This window comes from Bacillus sp. FAU20, assembly GCF_056033865.1.
Genome location: NZ_JBVYHY010000012.1, coordinates 1 through 22205 on the forward strand (window position 1 = coordinate 1; position 22205 = coordinate 22205).

The 22205-nt window shown below is 31.1% G+C and carries 28 protein-coding genes and 1 pseudogene; 22 read left to right on the top strand and 7 right to left on the bottom strand.

Going from position 1 to position 22205, the window contains the following annotated elements; all coding sequences use genetic code 11:
* The first annotated feature begins 184 nt into the window (after positions 1-184).
* From AC0OM3_RS11085 to AC0OM3_RS11125, 9 genes and pseudogenes are all read left to right on the top strand, one after another.
* The gene (locus tag AC0OM3_RS11085; protein WP_000609507.1) at positions 185-724 is read left to right on the top strand and encodes a CGNR zinc finger domain-containing protein; all 540 of its coding nucleotides are present in this window, start codon (positions 185-187) and stop codon (positions 722-724) included.
* A 743-nt stretch (positions 725-1467) separates the two neighbouring features.
* A complete protein-coding gene (locus AC0OM3_RS11090; RefSeq protein ID WP_474211800.1) occupies positions 1468-1785 on the top strand; it encodes a hypothetical protein in 318 nt (105 codons plus the stop codon).
* A 101-nt stretch (positions 1786-1886) separates the two neighbouring features.
* The gene (locus AC0OM3_RS11095) at positions 1887-3053 is read left to right on the top strand and encodes an acyl-CoA dehydrogenase family protein (protein ID WP_000395615.1); all 1167 of its coding nucleotides are present in this window, start codon (positions 1887-1889) and stop codon (positions 3051-3053) included.
* Complete coding sequence (locus tag AC0OM3_RS11100) at positions 3044-3439, top strand: thioesterase family protein (RefSeq protein ID WP_000419007.1); 396 nt, start codon at positions 3044-3046, stop codon at positions 3437-3439. The genes AC0OM3_RS11095 and AC0OM3_RS11100 overlap by 10 nt, the downstream gene beginning before the upstream one ends.
* Positions 3440-3477: 38 nt before the next feature.
* Complete coding sequence (locus AC0OM3_RS11105) at positions 3478-4629, top strand: MDR family MFS transporter (RefSeq protein ID WP_474211802.1); 1152 nt, start codon at positions 3478-3480, stop codon at positions 4627-4629.
* Positions 4630-4632: 3 nt separating this feature from the next.
* Positions 4633-6030 carry a preATP grasp domain-containing protein gene (locus AC0OM3_RS11110; protein WP_000404416.1) on the top strand — a complete coding sequence of 466 codons (1398 nt, stop codon included), beginning with the start codon at positions 4633-4635 and terminating at the stop codon, positions 6028-6030.
* A 207-nt stretch (positions 6031-6237) separates the two neighbouring features.
* Positions 6238-7131, top strand: coding sequence for an ATP-grasp domain-containing protein (locus AC0OM3_RS11115; RefSeq protein ID WP_000689988.1), 894 nt, complete (start codon positions 6238-6240; stop codon positions 7129-7131).
* Positions 7128-8474, top strand: a complete 1347-nt coding sequence (locus tag AC0OM3_RS11120) for a hypothetical protein (protein WP_000589954.1) — start codon at positions 7128-7130, stop codon at positions 8472-8474. Before AC0OM3_RS11115 ends, AC0OM3_RS11120 begins: the two co-directional genes overlap by 4 nt.
* Before the next feature lie 68 nt (positions 8475-8542).
* Positions 8543-8797: pseudogene (locus AC0OM3_RS11125) on the top strand (carboxylesterase); the annotation flags it as partial.
* Between the two features lie 458 nt (positions 8798-9255).
* Here the strand turns inward: AC0OM3_RS11125 and AC0OM3_RS11130 are convergent.
* A complete protein-coding gene (locus AC0OM3_RS11130; protein ID WP_000700225.1) occupies positions 9256-9495 on the bottom strand; it encodes a DUF2798 domain-containing protein in 240 nt (79 codons plus the stop codon).
* Positions 9496-9744: 249 nt separating this feature from the next.
* A complete protein-coding gene (locus AC0OM3_RS11135; protein WP_000751338.1) occupies positions 9745-10200 on the bottom strand; it encodes a hypothetical protein in 456 nt (151 codons plus the stop codon).
* A gap of 213 nt (positions 10201-10413) precedes the next feature.
* Between AC0OM3_RS11135 and AC0OM3_RS11140 the strand changes: the two genes are divergently transcribed.
* The 3 genes from AC0OM3_RS11140 to AC0OM3_RS11150 all read left to right on the top strand — a co-directional run bounded on the left by AC0OM3_RS11140 (position 10414) and on the right by AC0OM3_RS11150 (position 11381).
* Positions 10414-10803, top strand: coding sequence for a YflT domain-containing protein (locus tag AC0OM3_RS11140; RefSeq protein WP_000448805.1), 390 nt, complete (start codon positions 10414-10416; stop codon positions 10801-10803).
* A gap of 50 nt (positions 10804-10853) precedes the next feature.
* The gene (locus AC0OM3_RS11145; RefSeq protein ID WP_001293464.1) at positions 10854-11054 is read left to right on the top strand and encodes a CsbD family protein; all 201 of its coding nucleotides are present in this window, start codon (positions 10854-10856) and stop codon (positions 11052-11054) included.
* A 75-nt stretch (positions 11055-11129) separates the two neighbouring features.
* On the top strand, positions 11130-11381 hold the full coding sequence (locus tag AC0OM3_RS11150; RefSeq protein ID WP_000522902.1) for a GlsB/YeaQ/YmgE family stress response membrane protein: 252 nt from the start codon (positions 11130-11132) through the stop codon (positions 11379-11381).
* Positions 11382-11563: 182 nt separating this feature from the next.
* Here the strand turns inward: AC0OM3_RS11150 and AC0OM3_RS11155 are convergent, their stop codons facing one another.
* Positions 11564-11764, bottom strand: coding sequence for a hypothetical protein (locus AC0OM3_RS11155; RefSeq protein WP_000390997.1), 201 nt, complete (start codon positions 11762-11764; stop codon positions 11564-11566).
* Between the two features lie 197 nt (positions 11765-11961).
* Here AC0OM3_RS11155 and rsbV point away from each other — a divergent pair, with 197 nt between their 5' ends.
* The 5 genes from rsbV (at position 11962) to AC0OM3_RS11180 (ending at position 15356) form a co-directional block, all read left to right on the top strand.
* Positions 11962-12300: an anti sigma b factor antagonist RsbV gene (gene rsbV, locus AC0OM3_RS11160; RefSeq protein ID WP_003300267.1), complete on the top strand. Its 339-nt coding sequence runs from the start codon at positions 11962-11964 to the stop codon at positions 12298-12300.
* Positions 12301-12306: 6 nt separating this feature from the next.
* Positions 12307-12789 (top strand): anti-sigma B factor RsbW, encoded by a 483-nt coding sequence (gene rsbW / locus AC0OM3_RS11165; RefSeq protein WP_002163876.1) that lies wholly within the window; start codon positions 12307-12309, stop codon positions 12787-12789.
* Complete coding sequence (gene sigB, locus AC0OM3_RS11170) at positions 12752-13528, top strand: RNA polymerase sigma factor SigB (protein WP_016117354.1); 777 nt, start codon at positions 12752-12754, stop codon at positions 13526-13528. The genes rsbW and sigB overlap by 38 nt, the downstream gene beginning before the upstream one ends.
* Positions 13529-13597: 69 nt before the next feature.
* Entirely contained in the window at positions 13598-14038 is a 441-nt protein-coding gene (locus AC0OM3_RS11175; protein WP_000017755.1) for a ferritin-like domain-containing protein, read from the top strand.
* Between the two features lie 175 nt (positions 14039-14213).
* Complete coding sequence (locus AC0OM3_RS11180) at positions 14214-15356, top strand: fused response regulator/phosphatase (RefSeq protein WP_000025519.1); 1143 nt, start codon at positions 14214-14216, stop codon at positions 15354-15356.
* Between the two features lie 38 nt (positions 15357-15394).
* On the opposite strand, the gene AC0OM3_RS11185 is transcribed toward AC0OM3_RS11180, so the two are convergent.
* The 3 genes from AC0OM3_RS11185 to AC0OM3_RS11195 all read right to left on the bottom strand — a co-directional run bounded on the left by AC0OM3_RS11185 (position 15395) and on the right by AC0OM3_RS11195 (position 19415).
* A complete protein-coding gene (locus AC0OM3_RS11185) occupies positions 15395-16252 on the bottom strand; it encodes a CheR family methyltransferase (protein WP_474211809.1) in 858 nt (285 codons plus the stop codon).
* 16 nt (positions 16253-16268) lie between these two features.
* Positions 16269-18959 (bottom strand): ATP-binding protein, encoded by a 2691-nt coding sequence (locus tag AC0OM3_RS11190; RefSeq protein WP_474211811.1) that lies wholly within the window; start codon positions 18957-18959, stop codon positions 16269-16271.
* A 204-nt stretch (positions 18960-19163) separates the two neighbouring features.
* The gene (locus tag AC0OM3_RS11195) at positions 19164-19415 is read right to left on the bottom strand and encodes a hypothetical protein (protein ID WP_001100943.1); all 252 of its coding nucleotides are present in this window, start codon (positions 19413-19415) and stop codon (positions 19164-19166) included.
* Positions 19416-19651: 236 nt separating this feature from the next.
* Here AC0OM3_RS11195 and AC0OM3_RS11200 point away from each other — a divergent pair, with 236 nt between their 5' ends.
* The 5 genes from AC0OM3_RS11200 (at position 19652) to AC0OM3_RS11220 (ending at position 21662) form a co-directional block, all read left to right on the top strand.
* On the top strand, positions 19652-19792 hold the full coding sequence (locus AC0OM3_RS11200) for a hypothetical protein (RefSeq protein ID WP_001004571.1): 141 nt from the start codon (positions 19652-19654) through the stop codon (positions 19790-19792).
* Between the two features lie 36 nt (positions 19793-19828).
* Entirely contained in the window at positions 19829-20359 is a 531-nt protein-coding gene (locus AC0OM3_RS11205; RefSeq protein ID WP_001100093.1) for a general stress protein, read from the top strand.
* A 152-nt stretch (positions 20360-20511) separates the two neighbouring features.
* The gene (locus tag AC0OM3_RS11210; protein ID WP_000635853.1) at positions 20512-20715 is read left to right on the top strand and encodes a DUF4028 family protein; all 204 of its coding nucleotides are present in this window, start codon (positions 20512-20514) and stop codon (positions 20713-20715) included.
* 142 nt (positions 20716-20857) lie between these two features.
* On the top strand, positions 20858-21169 hold the full coding sequence (locus AC0OM3_RS11215) for a YbjQ family protein (RefSeq protein WP_000637511.1): 312 nt from the start codon (positions 20858-20860) through the stop codon (positions 21167-21169).
* A gap of 346 nt (positions 21170-21515) precedes the next feature.
* The gene (locus AC0OM3_RS11220) at positions 21516-21662 is read left to right on the top strand and encodes a hypothetical protein (protein ID WP_000498642.1); all 147 of its coding nucleotides are present in this window, start codon (positions 21516-21518) and stop codon (positions 21660-21662) included.
* Between the two features lie 96 nt (positions 21663-21758).
* Here AC0OM3_RS11220 and AC0OM3_RS11225 read toward each other — a convergent pair whose 3' ends face one another.
* Positions 21759-22064 carry a hypothetical protein gene (locus AC0OM3_RS11225; RefSeq protein ID WP_151522404.1) on the bottom strand — a complete coding sequence of 102 codons (306 nt, stop codon included), beginning with the start codon at positions 22062-22064 and terminating at the stop codon, positions 21759-21761.
* Positions 22065-22205: the final 141 nt, after the last annotated feature.

Genomic DNA, 22205 nt, shown 5'->3' on the forward strand with positions numbered 1-22205 from the left:
ATGTTTATGTTACTGTACTTCGTTCAGTTATGCAAAACCGGGTGTTTAACCACCACTGCCATGTATCAAAGTACGGTTTTCGCATTTATCGTGAAACGCTTTCGCGTTTTTCGTGCGCCGCTTCAATTATGTTATCAACAGTTGTATAATAAAGTCAATCCTAAAAATTATGAGGTGAGTGGTATTGATTAATAATCAAATAGCTCCAGGAAGATTAGAGATCATTCGTGATTTCTTAAATACTTGGGAAATTCCCAATGATACTCGTAAACCAACTGATCGTTTGAATACCAAAAAAGATGTAGAGGATTTTATTTTTAAGTATTTTGGAGATATTCATTTTTCTAGAGATTTAGAGATACTGCATCAATTTCGTAAGGATTTACGAATATCAATAGAGTTAAATACAACTAATAGTTTAAATAAATGGTTAACTCAGTACCCTATAGAAATATCTATTGTTAATCCTGAAAATATTCAATATAATCCTAAAAATAAACAAGACTTTTTTAGTGAGATATTGATAATTATCATCGAAAGTATTGCAAAAAATCAGTGGAAACGGCTTAAAGCCTGTCCAGACTGTCGTTGGGTTTTTTATGATAATTCTCGCAATGCAAGTAAACGTTGGTGTGGAATGTATGCATCTGAACCTAAAGGTAGATCATGTGGCACCATTGCAAAAGTTCAGCGGCACCGTAAAAAAAATAAAATTCAATTATGAGTATTTAATTTGTAAGAATGTCCATTGATAGATATATGGGCATTCTTTTTTATCTTTATCTTGTTAGTCAATAAACTTTATTTAATTCGAAATATATATATTCGTAAATATACATTTTTCATTATATGGAAATCACTTCGTTTTTAATATTGAGAAAAATTTATGAAATATGTACACAATTTTTTAATTTGAGAACTTTATTTTTAAAAATTTCTTAATAATACCTCTATGCTAATACTAAAATTAAAGTAGTTTTTTAGATACAGAACATGATATATGATAGGATTCTAATATTTTTCTTTATATTCAGAAAATTTTTGAAAAACGATAGTATCCTAAAAAAACTTGTTTAAATAAATTTACATTTGTGGTAAAAATTTTAATATAGCAAACCCAAAAGGCTAAATTGAAAACTAGATAGTGATTGGGATGTCGTTAACCTAATTAACTAGGCTATCAATATCTTTTTTTAACTATAATAGTGGATAGTTAGTTTTTTAAAAGTTATTTTGAAATAATTATATGATGTATTTGAAATCATACATTGTATTATTTTAGAGAAAAACATTAAATTCTTACTAATAATCTCGGTACATAATGGGACTACAGATGATTCACTTATCCTGTATTTCATTGAATTATTTATCCAGGTACACATGTATAAGAGGAAAATTTTGTGGAATTTAATAGTTAAAGTAATTAATGTGTGGTTTCACTAAAATTAAAAGCATTGGAGGGAAAAAATGTTACAGGAGATGGTTTATTCAATTGGGGAACGTATAGAAGAGTATGTACGGATAAGGGGTAACAAATATGCCATTATAGAATTTGAAAAAAACAATGAATATATTGTTGTTATTGAGTCCGATACAGTTATAAATTACTATATAGAAATTTATAGCTGTATGAATATGAACATTCCCATCATTTCGTTCCAAACTGGACTTTACAAGACTTTTTACGATAGTGGAATTGTCCACCGTTCAGAAGCTAGTCCGCAACTACAGTCACTTGCTGCAGTAGTAGATTTACATTTAGGTACTGAACATTATTATGATTAACATAATGTTTTATTTAGCATAAAAAAAGAATTATAGTATGATACGGAATTAATATTCTGTATTTTAAAATAATAAATTATAAATAGAGAAGAGGAATTTTAATGGAATTTAATTGGAATAGTGTTCAGCAAGCAATGAAGACAAAATATACCCAGTTTAGCACAACATTAAATGAAAACGCAGCAGAATGTTATCAGAACAGATCGTTTGATTTTGAAACATGGAATCAAATTACTAAAGAAGGAATCTGGAAAATTCCCGTACCAGAAGAGTATGGAGGATTAGGAATGTCTTGGTGGGAATTTTCGGCAGCCCTTGAAGGGTTAGCATCACGCTCTACAGATTTAGGGTTTTTATTATCTATAATTGCTCATATTGGTTGCTTACGAGTTCTTCTTTTACATGGAACAGAAGAACAAAAACATTATTATTTAAATGAGTTGATGAACGGTAAGATTGGTGCAACTGCTATTACAGAATCAACAGGTGGATCCGATGTAGCACGAATCCGTACAGCTGGTGAATATGATGCAAACCAAATTATTCTTAATGGTAAAAAATCGCATATAACAAATGCACCAATCGCGGATATTGTTGTTCTAGTTGGAAGAATTCCAGAATTGGGGAAACAAGATATTACTTTATTTATCCTAGAAAAAGACCTGGAAGGTTTAAGTTTTGGTGAAAAAGAAGATATGTTCGGAAATCGGACAAGTCCAACAGGTGATATTTATTTAAATAACGTGAGTATCACGAATAAATCTATATTAGGTCACCCAGGGGATGGCTTACAAACTTTATATAATATGATTTCTTTGGATCGACTTTTATATGGACTGGTTGCTGCTGCATTTATGGAAGGATTGATGTTTAAAAGTTTGGAATATTCTAACGACAGGGTAGCGTTTAAAACTCCAATTGCAAATCATCAATATATACAACAGAAGCTAACAGATATAAAAATGAACATAGAAACTACAAAATTAATTACTTATTCTGCTTTAGAAAAATTAATAAAAAATGATGACGAGGCGTCTTTAATGTGTTCAATGGCTAAATATATTGGAACTGAGTCTCTTTTCCAGACAGCACAACATGTAATGCAAATACATGGTCATAGTGGGTATATGGTAGGTCAAATATCTAAACTATTCCAAGATTCTGCAGGAACTAGAATAGCAGGGGGAACTAGTGATATTCAAAGAGTTAATATGTTTAATCAAATGCAAAAAATATATCAAAATCGGGAGGCAGTTGTATGGAATTAATTGCGGGTTTAAAAAGTAAGTTTACCCATGAGATATCAGAAAATGAACTTGCTACCAATTGGAGGAATGATGTACCGGTATTAGCGACGCCAGTATTATTATGGCTGACTGAATTAAGCTGCATGAAAACAATTGAACAAAGCGAATTAAGCACAAACCAAATGACAGTAGGATATGCGCATGAGATGAAACATTTAGCTGCTACTCCAATGGGGCATACTATAAATATTGAAAGTGAGCTTGTAGAAGTAAGTGGAAAAAAGCTGATTTTTAAAGTTGTAGGTTATGATTTTCACGATAAGGTAGTAGAGGGATATCATACTCGTTTTATTATTGATAAGGAAAAATTCCTAAAGAATTTAGCACAGAAAGAATTGGTCAAATGAGGGAACATAAAGAAAAACTTCCTCTCCATATAAAAATTTTGATTGTATCAGCATTCCTAATGAATGCTGGTACTTTCATGGTGAGTCCTTTTTTAGTAGTTTATCTATCAATTAATCTTAAATTCACGCCAATAGAAGTTGGTACTATTATTTCAGCGAATCTGATTTGTGGTAGAGCACTTCCTATTGTAACAGGTCTATTAGGGGATAGAATTAGTCATCGACTCACCTTGTTTATTGGCATAGCGATTAGAGCATTTGGGTTTATTGGCTATGGACTATTTACAGATTTTTGGGGGCTTGTATTTGCATCTGCATTAACTGGGATAGGAGGGGCTTTTTATGATCCTTCTGTTACATCAATTTTTGCTACACAAGATTCAAAAAATAGAAAAAGAATTTTTACCTATTTAAATCAAGCATTAAATGCAGGTGCTGTTTTAGGTCCGTTATTTGCTGCCCTATTACTCGGAATAGATGCTACTACACCATTTATAATTAGTGGTTTAGTATTAGTTTGTATTTTTGTTACATTATTTATGTTTAATAAACATTTCATAACACAGACTACAACTACTAATGTATTAAAAAGTATAAAAGAAATTATAGGTAATAAAGCATATTTAAAATATATTTCTGCAATGATGTTATTTTGGGCGATGTTTGCACAATTAACAATATCGATCCCGATACATGTGTTTAATATTACCCAAAGTGAAAAGTATATTAGTTTTATATTTATTGCAAATGGAATAACGGGTCTAATATTCATGTTTTTCTTACGAAAATATTTTGAAAAACATGAAGCACTAAACTTAATAAAAATAGGGATGTTAATTTGTGCTGCTAGTTTTATATTAATCCCACTAACTCAATCCTTAGTGTGGCTAGTATTAATTATAGTTGTATTTACATTGGGAGAAACATTAATCTTACCAAGTTCAGATATGGCAGTTGCAGACTATAGTCAAGGAAACAATACTGGAGGGTATTTTGGATTGTTTGAAATTTCTTTTGCAGGAGGAACCCTAATCGGAAATTATATTGGAATGTGGCTTATGGAAATGAATTCTATTTATCCATGGATTATTTATTGTGGCATTACATGTTTTACTTGTTGGTTAATTAGTAGGCTAAATACGAAACAAAATGTCATTTCCTTAAACATGGAAAAAGAAACGGGGGTTTAATAAGTGGAAATATTAATGAAAAAAGATAATAATCTAGAACATCAAAAAAAAGCTAGTCGGAAAATTATTATTGGTAACGTAGATGGAGAATCCTTAGTGGGTGAAACAAAAAATCACACTCCATACATGTTAGCAAGTGCGTCTATAGTCGCAAATAGATTAAGTTGGTTTGTGGAAGAGGGTGATATTCTTTTACTTCCTTATTCTATTTCAAGAGAATTTCAAGAATATATGTGTAAACTTCTAAGGATTAATCCGGACAAGATTAGTATATTATCTCCACCTGATTCTGAGGAGGAGAAAACAAAATTACTAACATTTGATATATTAACAGATGAGAGATTATATGAAAAAGTAAGGGGATTAGCAGGAAGTAATGATTCCATAGGGATTTTACCATATTATTTTGACCGTGCAGTTGCACAATTTGCACAACATATGAATACAAACGTTTATCCACATACAGTTGAATTTCTATTACAAGGTGGGTCTGAAGTACTAAATAGTAAAGTAGAGTTTAGAAGAATTGCAGCTTCCCACAATATTCCTGTAGCAGAAGGGATGAATTGTTATTCTAAAAATGAGCTTCAAAAGGCCATTCTAGCCCTAATAACAAAAACAGGTTCTGTAATTGTAAAGCAAGATGTAAATGCAGGGGGAGATGGAAATATAGTTTTAACGAAAAACATTGATAAAAAAGAATCTAAAGGTGCCTTTGAAACAATTTATTACGATCCAAATATACCTATAGAAGAGACCGTTTCTTATTTATGGAGTAAACTAATAGGATTTCGCAACACAGCATTAGTAATAGAAGTATATTATGAAACGGTGGGAGTTTACTATTCAGAACTTGCCGTTTCAAGACAAAATTTACGACCTTTGTTGTTAAATTTTGGAGATATGAGAATGGAACCAGTATGGAATGGTTTTGAAATTCCTACTTCAAACATGGACCCATATACATTAGCAGAATTTATTTCAAGTTCTACTGCATTGGCAAATGTTGCTCGTGAACGTGGATATGAAGGTAATATTAATATTGATGGATTATTAACAGATGATGGGAAGCTAATGATTAGTGAAATTAATGGTAGAAATGGTGGATGCAGTCATATTCATTATTTAGCTCAAAAATTATACGGGGAAAATTACGCTAAAGATTACAAAATCCTTACCAGAAATAAAATTAAAGCTGGGAAAAGCCTTGCAAAATTATTGGATTTATTACAGCAGGATAATTTATTGGTAACGAAGGAGTATCAAGAGGGCGTAATTATTTTAACTGAGGATTTTGCAAGAACTGAAACTATTGAATATATGGTTGTGGGTAAAGGGGATATAAATGCAAAAAAAATAGAAGATAAGGCACTTCATCTATTCGAAAGCCTTAACAAGTAGGATTTTATTCAGAGATTATAATCAAAGGTAAGTGTTTGATAGAAAGTTATTATTGTGAAAATATTCTTTTGTTGAAAATAATGGTTATATCATTAGTAATTACTTCGTCTGTATTGATTTATTCTTTTACAGAGGTAACACATCGATTTTATTAAAATAGTTTAGATTATAGGAATGCTAAAAAAATAATATTAGGAGGGATAACAAATGAAAATTGGAATTATGGGTTGGGATCATGAAGAATACGAATCAAAACAACTAGATGAAATAGCAAAGGAATTGGGTTATGATAGTTTATTATTTAGTCTACAGGATGTCAAAATGACTGTAATAAATAATGATTTTAAATTAACAGTGTTTAATGTAGATTTAAAAGAATTTGACACTATTATATCAAGAGCGCAAATTAGGCCAGAATACTATCAACAGGATTTAGAATTATTGAAAAGCATTCAGGAGTATACAGATTGTATAAATGAGAATTTCGATAATTACTATATGTCGGAAAGTAAAATGATTACCCAAAAACTATTAACTAAATGTGGTGTGAATGTTCCAGATACTTTTCTAGTTCATTCAGTAGAAGAGATAAAAAATTTATGGCTGACATATAAAAATATAGTTATAAAGCCGTCATTTGGTTATGGTGGGACTGATGTAGAAAGAATTAATGAAGATTTTGAGAGTTATTTACCTATTGTAGAAAATTTATTATCAAAGTACAAAAACCTTTTAGTACAACAATATATTCCTCATCCTGATGGGGATATACGAGTTACTACAATGGGGAATGAAGTATTTTATGCATTTAGAAGAATTCCTAATGAAAAAACATGGAAAGCAAATGTGGCAATGGGAGCAAATATTGAAGTTGTAAAAGATTATACATTATTAAAAGAAATAGCTTTAAAAGCTTCTAATGCTATTGGTCTATCCTTATCTGGAGTAGATATTATTGAGTACAATAATCAATTTTATGTGTTTGAAGTAAACAATTGTCCAGGATGGTATCCTTTATCTGTTGAAGAGGGTAGAGAAATATGCAAGGAAATCATTGAATATAGTATTAACTTAGCAAAAGGTAGGTTGGTACTAAAATGATAAAAATAGCTGAAGATTTAACTTCATATTTCAAGGAAAACGAAGAAAATGCTATAAAATATCATAATAAAATTTTTTCAGAGATTATAGAAAAAAGACTTTTTTATTTTAATACACAAACACCTATTTTTTCAGTTCCAATTGTCCAAAAGAAAGAGGAATTAGAAAAGATAAATGTAGATTGTAAAACAATTTTGGATTTAATTGTATCGCTTAATCAACGTTTGTCCAAGGAAGACAACGCTCAATTATTTGATAAATTAGGGTACAGCGTAGAAGAAAGAGAGTTGATAGAAACAACACTTCATAATAATGATGGTATGTTAGCAAGAAGTGATATGATTTTAGAAAACAGTGGCTATAAAATTATAGAGTTTAATGTTGAAAGTAGTGTTGGTGGTACTGAAATTGGCAATTTGAACAACATGATATTAAAAGAGGGTTTTTTTGATTCTGATAATTGGAAATTTAAAGATCCAAACAAAGAAATAGTAAAAGTATTTAAAGATATAATAAATAAAAATAAACTAAATAAAAAACAAGTGACAATTGGGATAATGGATTGGTACCCTGACATGATGCAATATATATATGCTCATGAGGAAATGAAGCAATTATTTATAGCTGAAGGGTTAAAAGCCGTGATATGTCACCAAGAAAATATAGAAATTAGAGAAGGAAATTTATTTACTCAAGGCGAGAAAATTGATATTTTATTTCGACTTTTTTTATTAGATGATATCAAAGGCGATAAAGGGGAGATTAAGAGAATTTTAGAATTATGTCGTTTAGATAATCTAATAATCACCAATGGTATTCATACGGATTTATATAGCAATAAGGGTAATTTTGCTTATTTATCCGATTTAGAATATCAATATATGTTTAATGAGGAAGAAAAACAAGTTATAAATAGATGTATTCCTTGGTCTAGATTTCTTGAAAAAGATAAATTAGTTAATTATGAAGGTGAAGATTATTTACTGCATAATTTGCTTATAAATAAAAAAGATACCTTTGTCCTTAAACCCCTAAGAGGATATGGGGGAGATGGTGTTGTTATAGGAAAAGGAATGAATCAAAATGCATGGGAATTACAGCTAGCAAATATTTTTCAATCAAATAGAAAATACCTTGTTCAAGAAAGGGTAGAATCCCCAAAAATTTTAATGCCGTATGTTGAAGATGATAAGGTGTCATATTTAGATACTGAAATCAATTATGCAACTTATATTTTTAATAATGAGTATTCTGGAACATTAATACGAGGTATTTCAAAAGATAAAAATACTGTAAACAACATAGCACATGGAGGCTTAATGGGAAGCTTATTTTATATATAAAGGTAAGATTCGAATGATTTAAGATATACATCAATTAGGATCCCAAATTGAAGCAATAGAGTAAGTAAATGAAGAGGGATGATAATAAGATTGGTCACTTTACATTTGAAAAAGGAAAGGAAGATTTTCAAAGTGCCTACGATGAATCAATGGCACTTCTTCCAAAACCTAACGATACGAAAGATATAGAAAAGAAATATGGCACAATTTGTGCTTATTATTTTACTAAAGAGGAAAACAAACATAAGGAACCAATACTCTTACTCCCTGGACGTGGTGCATCTACTCCAATGTGGGTACCTAATTTAGAAGGTCTAAGAGAAAATGCATCTCACGCAATCAATGGTGAGTTCTCTAACGCAGTTAATGCTAGGATCCTTGATTTTGTAGAAAAGCATTCTAATAATAACTAAGTTGAAAGTGGAAAATATGTTGTAATAACAACTTCATCTCTATATAGCTATTTAGGGGATTTTTATTTTTGCACATGTTAAAATCTGAGCCTGATGGGTATGGAACATGCCCACAATGTATATTTTACTTCTTCTATTTTCATGAATATGTATAATTACATGAAATTTCAGTGAAAAAGAGAGTATACTTTCGTATTGTGTAATAAAGATAAAGTCTGCCTACGGAAATAGGCGGGCTTTTTTTACTTATAAAGAAAAGACAACCTTTAAGGTGTCTTCCTTCGATTTGAAACATTTTACTAAGTTAAGTTTTTGTGATAATAAACGCTTTTAATTGGAATGAACCTACGCAGTACATCACTTTATTTTTAAGCATCATTCTCAACAAAAGTGAATATTTTCATTATCCTTTTCACTACAAAGGGTAGTAATTTAGAAGCTAAAAATGCAAGTACGAAAGCAATTCCCCATGTTTTCATCCATGATTTGAGAAATAAAGCTGTATATCCAACATTCATTGAAACCATGACGAAAGAGATAATACTAGATATACCTAAAATCATAAAGATATTAAAAATTAATGGTTCGAATTTTTTATTGATTTTCAAAATTAACACCTATTTTCTATATATGCTTTGCTGCCCGATTTCACCAACATCTAATCTTACAGTTTGAAATCTAGGTTGTCCAGCTTGTTGTACTTTTCTGCAATAGGAACAATAGGTATATAACTAAAGCGTAAATAAACGTCTTCATAATATATCATTAATATTTCTGCTTTGGATGATAAGGAGCAGAACTCGATAGGCTGTATGAAGAGAGAAAGAATCCCCTTAAAGGAGATCCTTTTTACATTATTAAAAGAAATCCTTCATCATTTTAGCATCTTTAATATTCATTATCACACCTTCTACCTTATCTTTCTTCTCATCTTTAGTGATTGTAATTTGTTCCTTATTATCAACCCACACAAGAAATTCTTCTTTTGAGTCATCTTTATATGTAACGGTAATAGTAGAATGTGCAGATTCTCTCTTTTTTTGATCTAAAGTGATTGTTTTAGGTGTTCCATTTTGAACTGCTGAAACGATAGATTTTATCATTTCTTCGTTATCTGTTTGAGATTTGGAAGTAGTATGATTTGTTGTTTTTAGTATTTCAATATCTGAAATATTTGCGGAGTTTAATTGAAAGGTATGTTGAGTGCGTTCTTGCTTAACTTGTGAAGCTTTATCTGTAGCCGAGGTGCTTGTACAACCTATTAAAGTGAAAGATAGAGCGGTTAGAGCGCATATAGATATGGTTTTTTTCATAGTATCCCTCCTTAAGTTTAATTATAACAATTTTCTTTTATTTTAGGTGGTTATTGTAAGAAGAAGATGTTTTAAAGTGGTAAATGATGTTGTTCATTTTCTATTAAAATTAAAATTCACATAACTTTTTTCATATTTTATGTTTAACATTTCGAAAATAGGTGTACTACATATAATATAACAAATAATTCATTTTAAAGGAGGAAGTTAAAGATGGAAACGAAGTATAGTAAACCTTTTGTATATGAATTTATTACGGAGAAAGAGGTCATGAATGCGGCGAATGATCTAGTGAAGAAAGGAATAGACCAAAAAGATATTTACGTGTTAACACATGAGAAAGAGAGGACAGATAGAATCGCAGATAATGCAGACGTGAACACGATTGGAATAAAAGAGGAGGGACTTGGGACAAGTATTATTAATGTCTTTCATAAAACGGGAGATCAGTTAAGAAATAAGATGCAAGAGTTAGGACTTAATGAGGAAGAAGCTAACTTTTATGAAGAAAAGCTGGATGAAGGAAAAATCTTGTTATTCGTTAAAGATTTAGAAAGAGTCGGTGAATGGTTACAAGAAAGAAGATGCATGTATTCTATTTAAATTTGTATCCTATAAATCTATAAATCTATTACGAAAAGGAGATTGTAAATATGAGTGAGAACGGACTAAAAGAACAAATTACAGGTAAAGTTGAAAAGAAAAAAGGACAAGTAAAAGAAGGAATTGGTGAAGTTACAGAAGATAGAGAGTTGAAAAATGAAGGGAAGTGGGAAAAAACGAAGGGAACGATAAAAGAAAAAGTCGGAAAAGTGAAACAAAAGATAAGCGATGAATTGGATAATAAAGAATAATATATGTTCATCAAGCTTTGGTTACATACTAAAGCTTGATGAATCCAATATAAAACGAATATAGGAGGTTTAATTGTGGGACTTATTATTACGTGTATTGTAGGTGGACTTATTGGTGCGTTAGCTGGAATGATTACAGGAAAAGACTTTCCGTTAGGTATAGTTGGTAACGTGATTGCCGGATTAATCGGATCTTGGGTAGGTAGTGCGTTATTTGGTCATTGGGGTCCTGAATGGGGAGGCATCTTTATTCTTCCGGCGTTATTAGGTGCAATCGTCTTTATTTTAATCGTTACATTCTTTTCTAGAATGCTACGGAAAGCGTAAGTATGGTAATGAATAGTAATCTTGAGTTTATTATATATAACTATAAAGTGAATAAACTGATAAATATACATAAAAAAGCATCCAATTAAACTAATTTGGATGCTTTTTTAATGTAATCTACATAGAAATGAGTGGAGGATGAAGAACCCCCCACTCATTAAAATTACACTTTCTATTATGTATTAAGCCATCGTTACTTTTTTACAACTATTTATTCTTACGACCTGCCGTGGCTCTATATGAGATAAGTCCTCGTTATTACCTATATCAACTACAATTGTATTCGTTAGTATGTTAATAATGGAACCAACTAATTTTGTAGCATGATCGTGTCGATAAGAAAATTGAACGAAATCTCCCTTTTTAAAGTTGTGCTCTTCCATAGATAGATCCCCCCTAAAAATAATGTTTATACATTATACATACACAAATTTATAAAGTTTAAACATTTGGTAGTATTTTTTTAGTATTAAGCTGAGAAAGGTGTAGAAAATTTATTTATAATTAAAATGAAAAAATATGTTTAAAACTAATTTTTAAGGGTAATTAAATAGTAGTAGTTTGAGATAAGGGGGCGGAAATGATGAATTTGGAAATAAATATTTTGCAAAATGATGTAGGTTATACGGTACAACTTAATGGTGAAATTGATGCATATACAGCATCAGATTTGAAAAATAAGATCATGCCTATTGCAAGTGAAAAAGAGGTTCATATTGTAGTAGATTTTCATAACGTAGATTATATGGATAGTACAGGCTTAGGAGTTTTTATAGCTTTATTAAAAGCAGTTAAGAGAAATGATGGGAAGCTAGAGTTTACTGGTGTGTCTAAAAGGCTAAAAAGATTATTTGATATTACAGGGCTAACAGAAATATTAAATTTGAATTCCGATTTTGAAAAAGTAGAAAGAAGGTGACTAGGGATGATGGAGAGATTTGAAAAGATAGAAATGAAAATTCCTGCAAAAGCAGAATATGTGGCTATTATTCGTTTAACAATGGCTGGTGTTGCGAATCGAATGGGTTTTGCTTATGACGATATAGAAGATATGAAAATTGCTATTAGTGAAGCATGTACAAACATTGTACAACATGCATATAAAGAAGACGTTGGAGAAATTACAATTGTCTTTGGCCTATATGAAGATCGATTAGAAATTATGGCCGCGGATAATGGAGTTAGCTTTGATTTTAATAGCTTAAAAAGTAAAGTTGGTCCGTATGATATTAATAAACCAGTAGAGTATTTGCCAGAAAATGGTTTAGGTTTATATTTAATCAATACGTTAATGGATGATATACAAATTATGCATGATGAGGGCATGACAGTTTTAATGACAAAATATATACAAAGAGAGCAGGTGGAGAATGATGGAAATCCAATCTCAACCTACAAATCTTACTAAAGAAGACGTTATTAAACTAATTGCAGACTTCCAACAAAACCAATGTGATGAAGCACAGGAAAGATTGGTTAATCACTATAAAAATCTCGTATATTCCATTGCATATCGCTATTCAAAAGGTGGGCCGATGCATGAAGATATTATACAAGTAGGAATGTTAGGGCTCTTAGGTGCAATAAGAAGGTATGATTATTCGATAGGGAATGCTTTTGAGCCGTTTGCAATACCTACAATAGTAGGCGAAATAAAGAAATATTTACGTGATAAAACTTGGGGTATTCACGTTCCAAGGCGAATTAAAGATTTAGGCGGGAAGATTAAACTTGCGATAGAGGAGCTAACAGATCGTTTGCAGCGTTCACCCAAGATTATAGAGATTGCAGATCATTTAGGACTATCCGAAGAGGAAGTGCTAGAAATTATGGATGCGAAAAATAATTATCGCGTATCTTCCTTAGATGATGTAGTTGAAAATTCATCTGATGGCAGTTCGGTAGCGAGGATTGAATCTGTAGGTGAAGTAGAGCAAGGATATGAAGAGACAGAAAGGCGTCTCGTTTTAAAGGATATTTTTAACGTATTAAATGAGACAGAAAAGAGTGTTATTCATTATATATTTGGAGAAAATTTAAATCAAAAAGATACAGGGGAACGGTTAGGTATTTCACAAATGCACGTTTCTCGTATTAAAAGACAAGCGATAAGTAAATTGAAGCAAGCAGCATTTTTAGATACATAAAAATTTAAAATCATTATGTTTAAAACATGAGAAAAGGGGTAGTTATTAAGTATAGGAGGAGATATAAAAATGTCACACGATGTGAAAGAACTAATCGAAGGATTGAATGAAGATTTAGCAGGAGAATACTCAGCAATTATTATGTATAACCATAATGCAGCTACAGTTTCTGGTATATATAGACAAGTGTTAAAACCTTTCTTTGAATCTGAAATTAGTGATGAACAAGGACATGCCCTATATTTAGCAGAGAAAATTAAGACGTTAGGTGGTACACCTACTACGATCCCTTTACCAGTGAAACAAGTAGAAGATGTTAGAGAAATGTTAGAATCCGCTAGACAATCAGAATATGAAACAATTAAGCGTTATGAAACGAGAAAAGAACAGGCAGCGAAATTAAATATGACAGAATTAGTTGTAAAGCTAGAAGATATGATTGCAGATGAAACAAATCATATGGAAGAATTAGATCGTCTTTTAAATGATAAAGCAATGGTGTTAAATTAAAAGTAGAAATTTATAGAGTGAAAGAACAAATTCCTATTTCTAGGGGTTTGTTCTTTTGTTGTATAAAAAATATATATGAGTAGGAAATTTTCATTTTGTAACTGAGTATGTAATACTAGAAAAATAGAAAATGATAATAGATTTACATTTTAAATAAGAAAAGGGGAAATAACTTGTGTCCATTTTAATTGTTGATGATAATCCGGTTAACATATTTGTAATTGAGAAGATTTTAAAACAAGCCGGATATCATGATCTTGTATCGCTCAATTCTGCACAAGAGCTCTTCGAATACATACAGTTTGGAAAAGATTCTTCCAGGCATAATGAAATTGATTTAATACTATTAGATATTATGATGCCTGAAATTGATGGACTTGAAGTTTGTAGGCGATTACAAAAAGAGGAGAAGTTTAAAGATATTCCTATTATTTTTGTTACAGCTTTAGAGGATGCAAATAAATTGGCCGAAGCGCTTGATATGGGGGCAATGGATTATATTACCAAACCTATAAATAAAGTTGAACTATTAGCACGTATGCGTGTAGCGTTACGCTTGAAATCGGAATTAAATTGGCATAAAGAACAAGAAGAAAATCTTCGGAATGAATTAGATTTAGCTACGCAAGTACAAAGAAACTTATTAAGTAGCCCATTAAGAGAAGATCATATAAAAATTGAAGCAAGTTACTTACCTTCATTTAAACTAGCTGGAGATATGTATTATTGGTATAAAATCGATGAAAATCGCTACGGTATTATATTATTAGATGTGATGGGACATGGTGTATCTGCTTCATTAGTTTGTATGTTTATTTCGTCTGTATTACGTGAAACAATTAAATGTTTAATTGATCCAGAACTCGTTATTAAAGAATTAAATAAATATATGACTCTTTTACATAATGAAAATGATAATATTCCCTATTATTTTACGGCTATATACTTAGTTGTTAATACAGAAGATAGAACAGTTGAATATGTAAATGCAGGGCATCCTTCTGGATATGTTTTAGTTGATGAAACAAATGTAGTTGAACTAGATCGCGGGAGTTGTGCGGTAGGATTTTTTGATGAAATAAAAGTTAAAAAGACAGTTATACCTTTTGAGAAGAACGCTCAAATATTATTGTTTACAGATGGTGTTCTTGAAGCAATTGCAAATGATGAATTTGAGGCTGAAGAGAAATTACGTACTTTTACAGAAAGAAAATGGGGAGATTTAGAAGAAGAGATTGAAGGGTTTTACAAGGAAGAACAAAAGAAAGCGCAATCAGATGATATGTGTCTAATTATGATACAAACAAATGCGAAATAAAAAGCGTATGAAATCCAAACAGAGGATTTCATACGCTTTTATTGTATTTTTTGATAGATTTGTTCGTTCGGATTAAATTGGATATAATGCGGCATTATATCGGAAAAACGTAGAGTTTCTTTATTTCCTAAACATAGGAATCCATTGTGACCTAAGCTTTCATAAAATAGTTGTTGTACTTGGTTTTGAAGTTTACTCGTAAAGTAAATTAAAACGTTACGGCAAAGTATAATATGAAATTCGTTAAAAGATTGATCAGTTACTAAATTATGCTGCGCAAAAATAATGTTTTGTAAAAGTGACGGATTAAAATAAGCAAAGCGATTATCTGTTGAATAATAGTTAGAAAATGCTTGTGTACCGCCAGCTTGTAAATAATTTTTCGTATAAGTTTGCATTTTATTTAACGGAAGGATAGCTTGTTTTGCTTTTTCTAACACATTTGTATTCATATCTGTTGCGTAAATAACAGCTTTTTCACTTAATCCTTCTTCGTGAAGTAAGATGGACATGGATAATACTTCTTCACCAGTTGCGCATCCAGCGTGCCAAATTCTAATTTCAGGATACTTTTTTAATTCAGGAATGACATGCTCTCTTAGCGCTTTAAAAAAGTTAGGGTTACGGAACATTTCAGTTACATTAATGGAGAAATCATTTAATAACTGTTCTAAAAACCCTTCCTCATGAATTACTTTTTCAATTAACTTTGAAATGGTTGGGATATTAGAGATCTGCATTCGATTACAAATTCTTCTATAAATAGATGTACGAGCATATTGGCGGAAATCGAAGCCAGATAGTTTAAATACCGCTTCTAATAGTAATTCAATTTCTAAGTTCGTACGCTGATCCATATCTACAGATGGATCAAAATTATAATACTTATTTTCCACTTAAACTAAACCTCACTTATTTTATTAACCATACACTCATTACCGAATAAAGTTGATGTAAATTTAATGGTTTACTTATATAATCTGAAGCACCAGCAGATAAACATTTCTCTTTATCATTTGGCATTGCTTTCGCAGTTAATGCGATAATAGGTATTTCATGTAACCCTAAGTTCATTCGGATATGTTCCATCGTTTCATAACCGTCCATATTCGGCATCATAATATCCATTAAAATAAGGTCAATATTTGTATTGTTTTTTAGTATGTCTAAACACTCTATACCATTTTGTGCAGTAATAATGTTGGCATGTTGTTTTTTTAATGCATTTTGTAATGCAAATATATTTCGGTGATCATCATCGACAATTAAAATAGTTTTCTCTTGGAAGACGTTATTTGTTTCTGGAGTCACGATAGTCTCTTCCGCAACTTCAGCAGGAATAACATCTTCTATCGTTGCTGCAACTTCTAAATTGGATAACTGTATATCATGTAATCCATTTGGAAGGTTAGGAATATATACAGTGAAAGTACTGCCTTCTCCTACATGACTCTCTAACGTAATCCAACCACCTAACAATCTAGCAAATTCTTTACAAATAGATAATCCTAAGCCTGTACCACCATATTTCCGAATCGTTGCGCCATCTGCCTGTTGAAAGGCTTCAAAAATAAGTTGATGCTGTTCTTTAGCGATACCAATACCAGTATCTTTTACCGAAATTTTCATCCAATCATTACTGATAGATTGCATATCAGGACTTAAATTAGTTGTTTCTATTGAATCGAAATGTAAAGAAACGGATCCTGTTTCCGTGAATTTAAATGCATTGGATAATAAGTTTTTAATAATTTGTTCAATCCGTTTTGCATCTGTATAAAATAAATCAGGAATTGTATCACTATCTTCAATCGTAAATTCGACATTTTTTTGTGCAGCTATATGTAAAAAGTTTTGATGCATACTTGCTGCCATGTCATTTATATTTGTTGCTTCAAAAATTACATCTAGTTTCCCAGCTTCTACTTTCGATAAATCTAGTATGTCATTAATTAAAGTAAGTAAATCTTTCCCTGATGAATGAATGACGGTTGCTAATTCAATTTCATCGTCGGATAAATGATTATCATGATTTTCTTTTAACATTTCAGATAATAGTAAAATACTATTTAACGGTGTGCGTAATTCATGTGACATATTTGCTAGAAATTCAGATTTGTATTTTGAGCTACGTAATAACTCACTTGCTTTTTCTTCTAATTCTGATTTAGTAATTTGTAAGTCAGCTGTCTTTTGCTCCGCCTCTTCCGTTCTAGACTCTAGTTGTTCATTCGTTGTTCGTAATTCTTCGGCTTGCATTTGTAGTTCTTCAGCTTGCGTTTGTAATTCTTCTGATTGAACTTGCAGCTCTTCTGTCATTGCTTGTGATTCATGTAAAAGAGTTTGAATTCGCATACGTCCCATAATACTATGGATTGTCAAACCTAAATTATCAACAGTTTGTTGAATTAAATCTTGATGCAAGTCTGAAATCTCAGTTACACTTACTAACTCCATTACTGCAATTACTTCATCCTCAAATAAGATAGGGATGACTAGTAGGTTTTTAGGGCGTATTTCTAATAATCCAGTAGTAACGTAACGGAATTCTTCAGGTATATCCCTGAGAATAAAACTTTTCTTTTCTAAAGCAGACTGTCCAATGAAACCTTCACCCATTTTAATAGACTGTTTTCCAACATCAGGACCTTGACCAGCGAAAGAAGCTTTCTTCACATAGTAGACAGTGTCTTCAATTTCTTCACGAACATAAAATGCACCGCAAGAAGTTTGCGTTTTTTGTATAACCCCACTAAGAATTTTGTTACCTAACATCTCAATAGAAGATACACCTTGATACATTAAAATTAATTCTGCAAGCTCGGTTTGCAACCACTCTCTTTTCGATATTTCGTCTAGTAAGTGGTTCGTTGTGTGAGCTAGATCTTTTATTTCATCACGTGTGTTTACATGAATTCTTTCCGTAATTTTTTCTTTAGAAGAAATGGATTTAATAGCTTGAATTACATTTTTAATCGTTTTTGTAATGGAATTCGAAATATAGAGTGAAATGATAATAGAAATACAAGAAAGTAAGAACAATAAACTGTATAACCAAATCTCTAATTTATTATTTTCAGTATCTAATTGTGCTGCTCTTTTTTTCGTTAATTGCTCCTCAGTGCTACGGAAGTTAGTTACCTGTGACTGTAAGGACTGAATTTGAGTCGTGTCGATTGTTTGTACATTATTACTATTATTATTTGTAATGAGTGGGTGAATCTCTTTATTAATCCAACTAGTAATGTTTTCGTTAATCTGGTTTAATTTTTCTTGCTGAGATGGGTTATCCTCTAATAATGAGAAAAGATCTTGATAATGTTTTTCGTAATCCTTTTCCGCAGCGTTAAGGGATTGAACGTAATTTGCATCATTAGAAGTGATAAATCCTTTCGTTTTATTTTCAATTGTGAGTAAATCTTTCTCCACTTGATTCGTTAAATTAAGAACTTTAAAATCGTGCTCAATAATAAAATTACGAGATTTTTGTAAACTGGAAATCTCATTGTTTAGCATAATGAAAGAAATAAGTAAGAACAAAATGATAACTAAATAACCAGCCATAATTTTGTAACGAATACTAAATTTTGCTTTCGATTTCATCAAAAATTCCTACCTTCAAGATTATTAAAAGTTTTCAATCGTAAAGAATGAAAACGTAATATATATTATATCAGTTTTCGTAAGGCCAAACTAGAAATCCCCCTATTGTATTAGGGGGTTCGTTTTTCATAGAGGAAATCATGTTGAAATATAAAACTATATATGAAAAGTAACAATCGAGGGAATAGGGGGATCATAAAACTTTTAAGCAGGAAAAAGTGTTCTTAAAGCTTTTTTTGCATCTATTCCTTCAAAGATAAATAATACAAGTTCTTTCTTTTTGACAGTAAGGAAAAAGGATACTAATGTGCTTAAGTTTTTAATAGAAGTAAGTGCTCCATGTTTACCTATAAATACATTCGTTTGAAATGTTGTCATTAAAGCATAAAAATGATGAATCTGCGTTATTGTAGGTGTTTCATTATAAGAAATAGTAGTAGATTGAATGACATTCATCGTAATATTCCTTTCCATATAGTAAGCATAACAATATAAACATACCCGTTTTAAAAAATGTTAAACATATAAATAAGAAAAATATAATTATATTTTTTTTACGTTTAGAAAAGGTTAGGAAGGGTATACATATACTACAAAGAGATTAACTGAAGATGAATTGTAAGATGTCTATGTTTAGTAGATTAGTCTATCAAAATATACTTTTACTTTAAATAAAAAGGAGCCTGGTATATATGAATGAAATGATGATTAATATTACATTTGATTTAATTTACTTGTTAAGTAGTTCACTTGTAGTGCTTTTACTATTCGCTTTTTTCGTAAATGGTTATGTTAATAAGAAGATTAGTGTATACAGAAATGAAGAAAAATAAAGATACATTATATAAAACTTTAGGAGGTTAATAGTTATGAATGTAGATAGAAAAATAGTAGGTGTTTTTAGAACAATTGATGATGCGGCACTCGTTATTAATGAATTAAATGATAAAGGATACTCAGCAAATAACATTTCAGCTATTGCAAAGGATCAAAAGGAAATTGAACATCTGGAAGAAAAATCGGGTGAAAAAGTGAATAGCGAAACTGCACATAAAGCAGATATCTTTTCAGCGACAGGGCTCGTAGCTGGAGGAGTAGCAGGCGGACTCGGTGGTTTATTAACAGGTCTTGGTATACTTGCCGTTTCTGGAATGGGTCCAATCGTAGCAGCAGGACCAATCGCAGCAGCTATTGGAGGAGCCGGTATTGGCGGAGGAGCTGGAAGTTTAATAGGAGCATTTATAGGATTAGGAATTCCAGAAGAACATGCTAAAAAGTATGAAGAATACATTTACGATGGCAATATATTAATTTTAGTAGATGCAAAATTAGATGATAAGTTAGAAATCTATAAAATATTCGATAAGCACAATGCGTATAACTCTGATTTCTTTAAATAATATGTACGTCACATATTTAAACATAATGAATATCGTTTTTTGATCTTACAACTTTGGCGCGACCGAGGAGTCGTATGACTATAAGAGAGGAAGGGCTTATAGTAAAAGATCAAGTCCTATTATGATATTGAGCAGGGAAGAGGTGTCTATTCGTGATTGTAAAAATATTAAAGGATAGTAGTAATAGTTTCCTTTGTACAGTTCAAAATAAAAATGGAGATCAGTATGTGAAAAAATGGTTTAGTAAACATGAAAATAATAAAGAATTAGGGCGACCAACTTTTAAAGAAGTAGAAAAGGATTGGAAAGAAAATAGAGAATCGTTTATGTATCCCAATATTAAAGCGCTTTATTAAAATGAAACATAAAGCGCGTTTTATTATTACAAAATTGTCACACTCCTGTAAGGTAATTCAATAGATTAGTTACTTTTTCCATGTCATAATAAAGATATAAGAAAGCTAATCAAAAATTATAATTTATAGGAGAGTGTCAGTCATGATTGTAACAACAACGTCTGGAATTCAAGGTAAAGAAATTATTGAGTATATCGATATTGTAAATGGTGAAGCTATTATGGGTGCAAATATTGTCCGCGATTTATTCGCTTCTGTTCGTGATGTTGTCGGTGGTCGTGCTGGTTCGTATGAAAGCAAGCTAAAAGAAGCTCGTGATATCGCAATGGATGAAATGAAAGAACTTGCAAAACAAAAAGGTGCGAACGCTATCGTTGGTGTTGACGTAGATTACGAAGTTGTTCGTGATGGAATGTTAATGGTTGCTGTAAGTGGTACAGCTGTACGTATATAAGTAAATAAAAAACAGGCTCACCCCTTGAAGTTTATGCTTTGAGGGGGTTTTTTGTTTTTAAGTTATAGAAGTAAACTCCAGTTGTAAGGGCGAGATGAAAAAAGAAACAGTGATGCTACATATATGTAATGTGAGTGCAAACTTTATAATAAAGTTGTTATTTGAGATAATGGAAGAATTAGTGGTATAAATAACTTTATAGATAATAATCAAAATAGAGAAGACAGAATGTTCATGGATGGAATGGTTAAGGGGATTTTCCAATCTGTAATAAAAAACCGAGGTACCGAGAGCGGTTTACAGATGTCTACTACATAAAATTTATAATGGATTGGGGGCAATTTTTATGTTTTGGTTAGGAGGCTTTTTAGGATACATTGTAGGTTCTATTACTACATGTGCGCTACTTTACTTTGGTTATAGAGCCGAGAAGAACAAAAAAGCGGATATGCGAAAGAAAGAGGAGAGAAACATCAATAAAAAAGGTGTATAGGATGTGGAAGAAAAATTGATAACATTGATGCAAAAATAAAGGACAGTTACATATTTTATATGATCACTATGTACTGTCCCGCTTATTCCTTGTGGCTTAACAAAAATTTTTTGCTGTCTTGCTATAAAATTCATAGGCGAAAAATCCAAATAAATAGCCTATTCCGGATCCTAAACTAATTGAAAGTAGTAAAGAATCAGGAGAAAATATGCCGACAATAATACCGATCAAACACCCTAAAAGCATTGCCATTGGTATTAAACTGTCTAATAAAATTTGAGCCTCATTTGATTTTTTCTTACCCAATTTGCCGTGCTTATATTTATGTTCCAATCTTTTTATTACAAATACTACAATTCCGCCGACTAGTATAACAGGCCAAATTGCCGAAATTAGCCACATGTTAGAAGCTCCTTTCACCTTTCAATATAATTGTACCAAAAAATTACAATTATAGACTGCTAAACGTACTATCTAGTCTATTTAAAAGGTAAATGCAAAAGACTTCTTCTTTTGCATTTAATAACTCGTCAAAAACACTTT

What these genes read in the sequence shown, in the direction of transcription:
- AC0OM3_RS11090 (WP_474211800.1), top strand. Translation starts at nt 1,468, where the DNA reads ATGTTACAGGAGATGGTTTATTCAATTGGGGAACGTATAGAAGAGTAT.
- AC0OM3_RS11095 (WP_000395615.1), top strand. Translation starts at nt 1,887, where the DNA reads ATGGAATTTAATTGGAATAGTGTTCAGCAAGCAATGAAGACAAAATAT.
- AC0OM3_RS11100 (WP_000419007.1), top strand. Translation starts at nt 3,044, where the DNA reads ATGGAATTAATTGCGGGTTTAAAAAGTAAGTTTACCCATGAGATATCA.
- AC0OM3_RS11115 (WP_000689988.1), top strand. Translation starts at nt 6,238, where the DNA reads ATGAAAATTGGAATTATGGGTTGGGATCATGAAGAATACGAATCAAAA.
- AC0OM3_RS11120 (WP_000589954.1), top strand. Translation starts at nt 7,128, where the DNA reads ATGATAAAAATAGCTGAAGATTTAACTTCATATTTCAAGGAAAACGAA.
- AC0OM3_RS11135 (WP_000751338.1), bottom strand. Translation starts at nt 10,200, where the DNA reads ATGAAAAAAACCATATCTATATGCGCTCTAACCGCTCTATCTTTCACT.
- AC0OM3_RS11140 (WP_000448805.1), top strand. Translation starts at nt 10,414, where the DNA reads ATGGAAACGAAGTATAGTAAACCTTTTGTATATGAATTTATTACGGAG.
- AC0OM3_RS11145 (WP_001293464.1), top strand. Translation starts at nt 10,854, where the DNA reads ATGAGTGAGAACGGACTAAAAGAACAAATTACAGGTAAAGTTGAAAAG.
- AC0OM3_RS11155 (WP_000390997.1), bottom strand. Translation starts at nt 11,764, where the DNA reads ATGGAAGAGCACAACTTTAAAAAGGGAGATTTCGTTCAATTTTCTTAT.
- rsbV (WP_003300267.1), top strand. Translation starts at nt 11,962, where the DNA reads ATGATGAATTTGGAAATAAATATTTTGCAAAATGATGTAGGTTATACG.
- rsbW (WP_002163876.1), top strand. Translation starts at nt 12,307, where the DNA reads ATGATGGAGAGATTTGAAAAGATAGAAATGAAAATTCCTGCAAAAGCA.
- sigB (WP_016117354.1), top strand. Translation starts at nt 12,752, where the DNA reads ATGATGGAAATCCAATCTCAACCTACAAATCTTACTAAAGAAGACGTT.
- AC0OM3_RS11175 (WP_000017755.1), top strand. Translation starts at nt 13,598, where the DNA reads ATGTCACACGATGTGAAAGAACTAATCGAAGGATTGAATGAAGATTTA.
- AC0OM3_RS11190 (WP_474211811.1), bottom strand. Translation starts at nt 18,959, where the DNA reads ATGAAATCGAAAGCAAAATTTAGTATTCGTTACAAAATTATGGCTGGT.
- AC0OM3_RS11195 (WP_001100943.1), bottom strand. Translation starts at nt 19,415, where the DNA reads ATGAATGTCATTCAATCTACTACTATTTCTTATAATGAAACACCTACA.
- AC0OM3_RS11200 (WP_001004571.1), top strand. Translation starts at nt 19,652, where the DNA reads ATGAATGAAATGATGATTAATATTACATTTGATTTAATTTACTTGTTA.
- AC0OM3_RS11205 (WP_001100093.1), top strand. Translation starts at nt 19,829, where the DNA reads ATGAATGTAGATAGAAAAATAGTAGGTGTTTTTAGAACAATTGATGAT.
- AC0OM3_RS11215 (WP_000637511.1), top strand. Translation starts at nt 20,858, where the DNA reads ATGATTGTAACAACAACGTCTGGAATTCAAGGTAAAGAAATTATTGAG.
- AC0OM3_RS11220 (WP_000498642.1), top strand. Translation starts at nt 21,516, where the DNA reads ATGTTTTGGTTAGGAGGCTTTTTAGGATACATTGTAGGTTCTATTACT.
- AC0OM3_RS11225 (WP_151522404.1), bottom strand. Translation starts at nt 22,064, where the DNA reads ATGTGGCTAATTTCGGCAATTTGGCCTGTTATACTAGTCGGCGGAATT.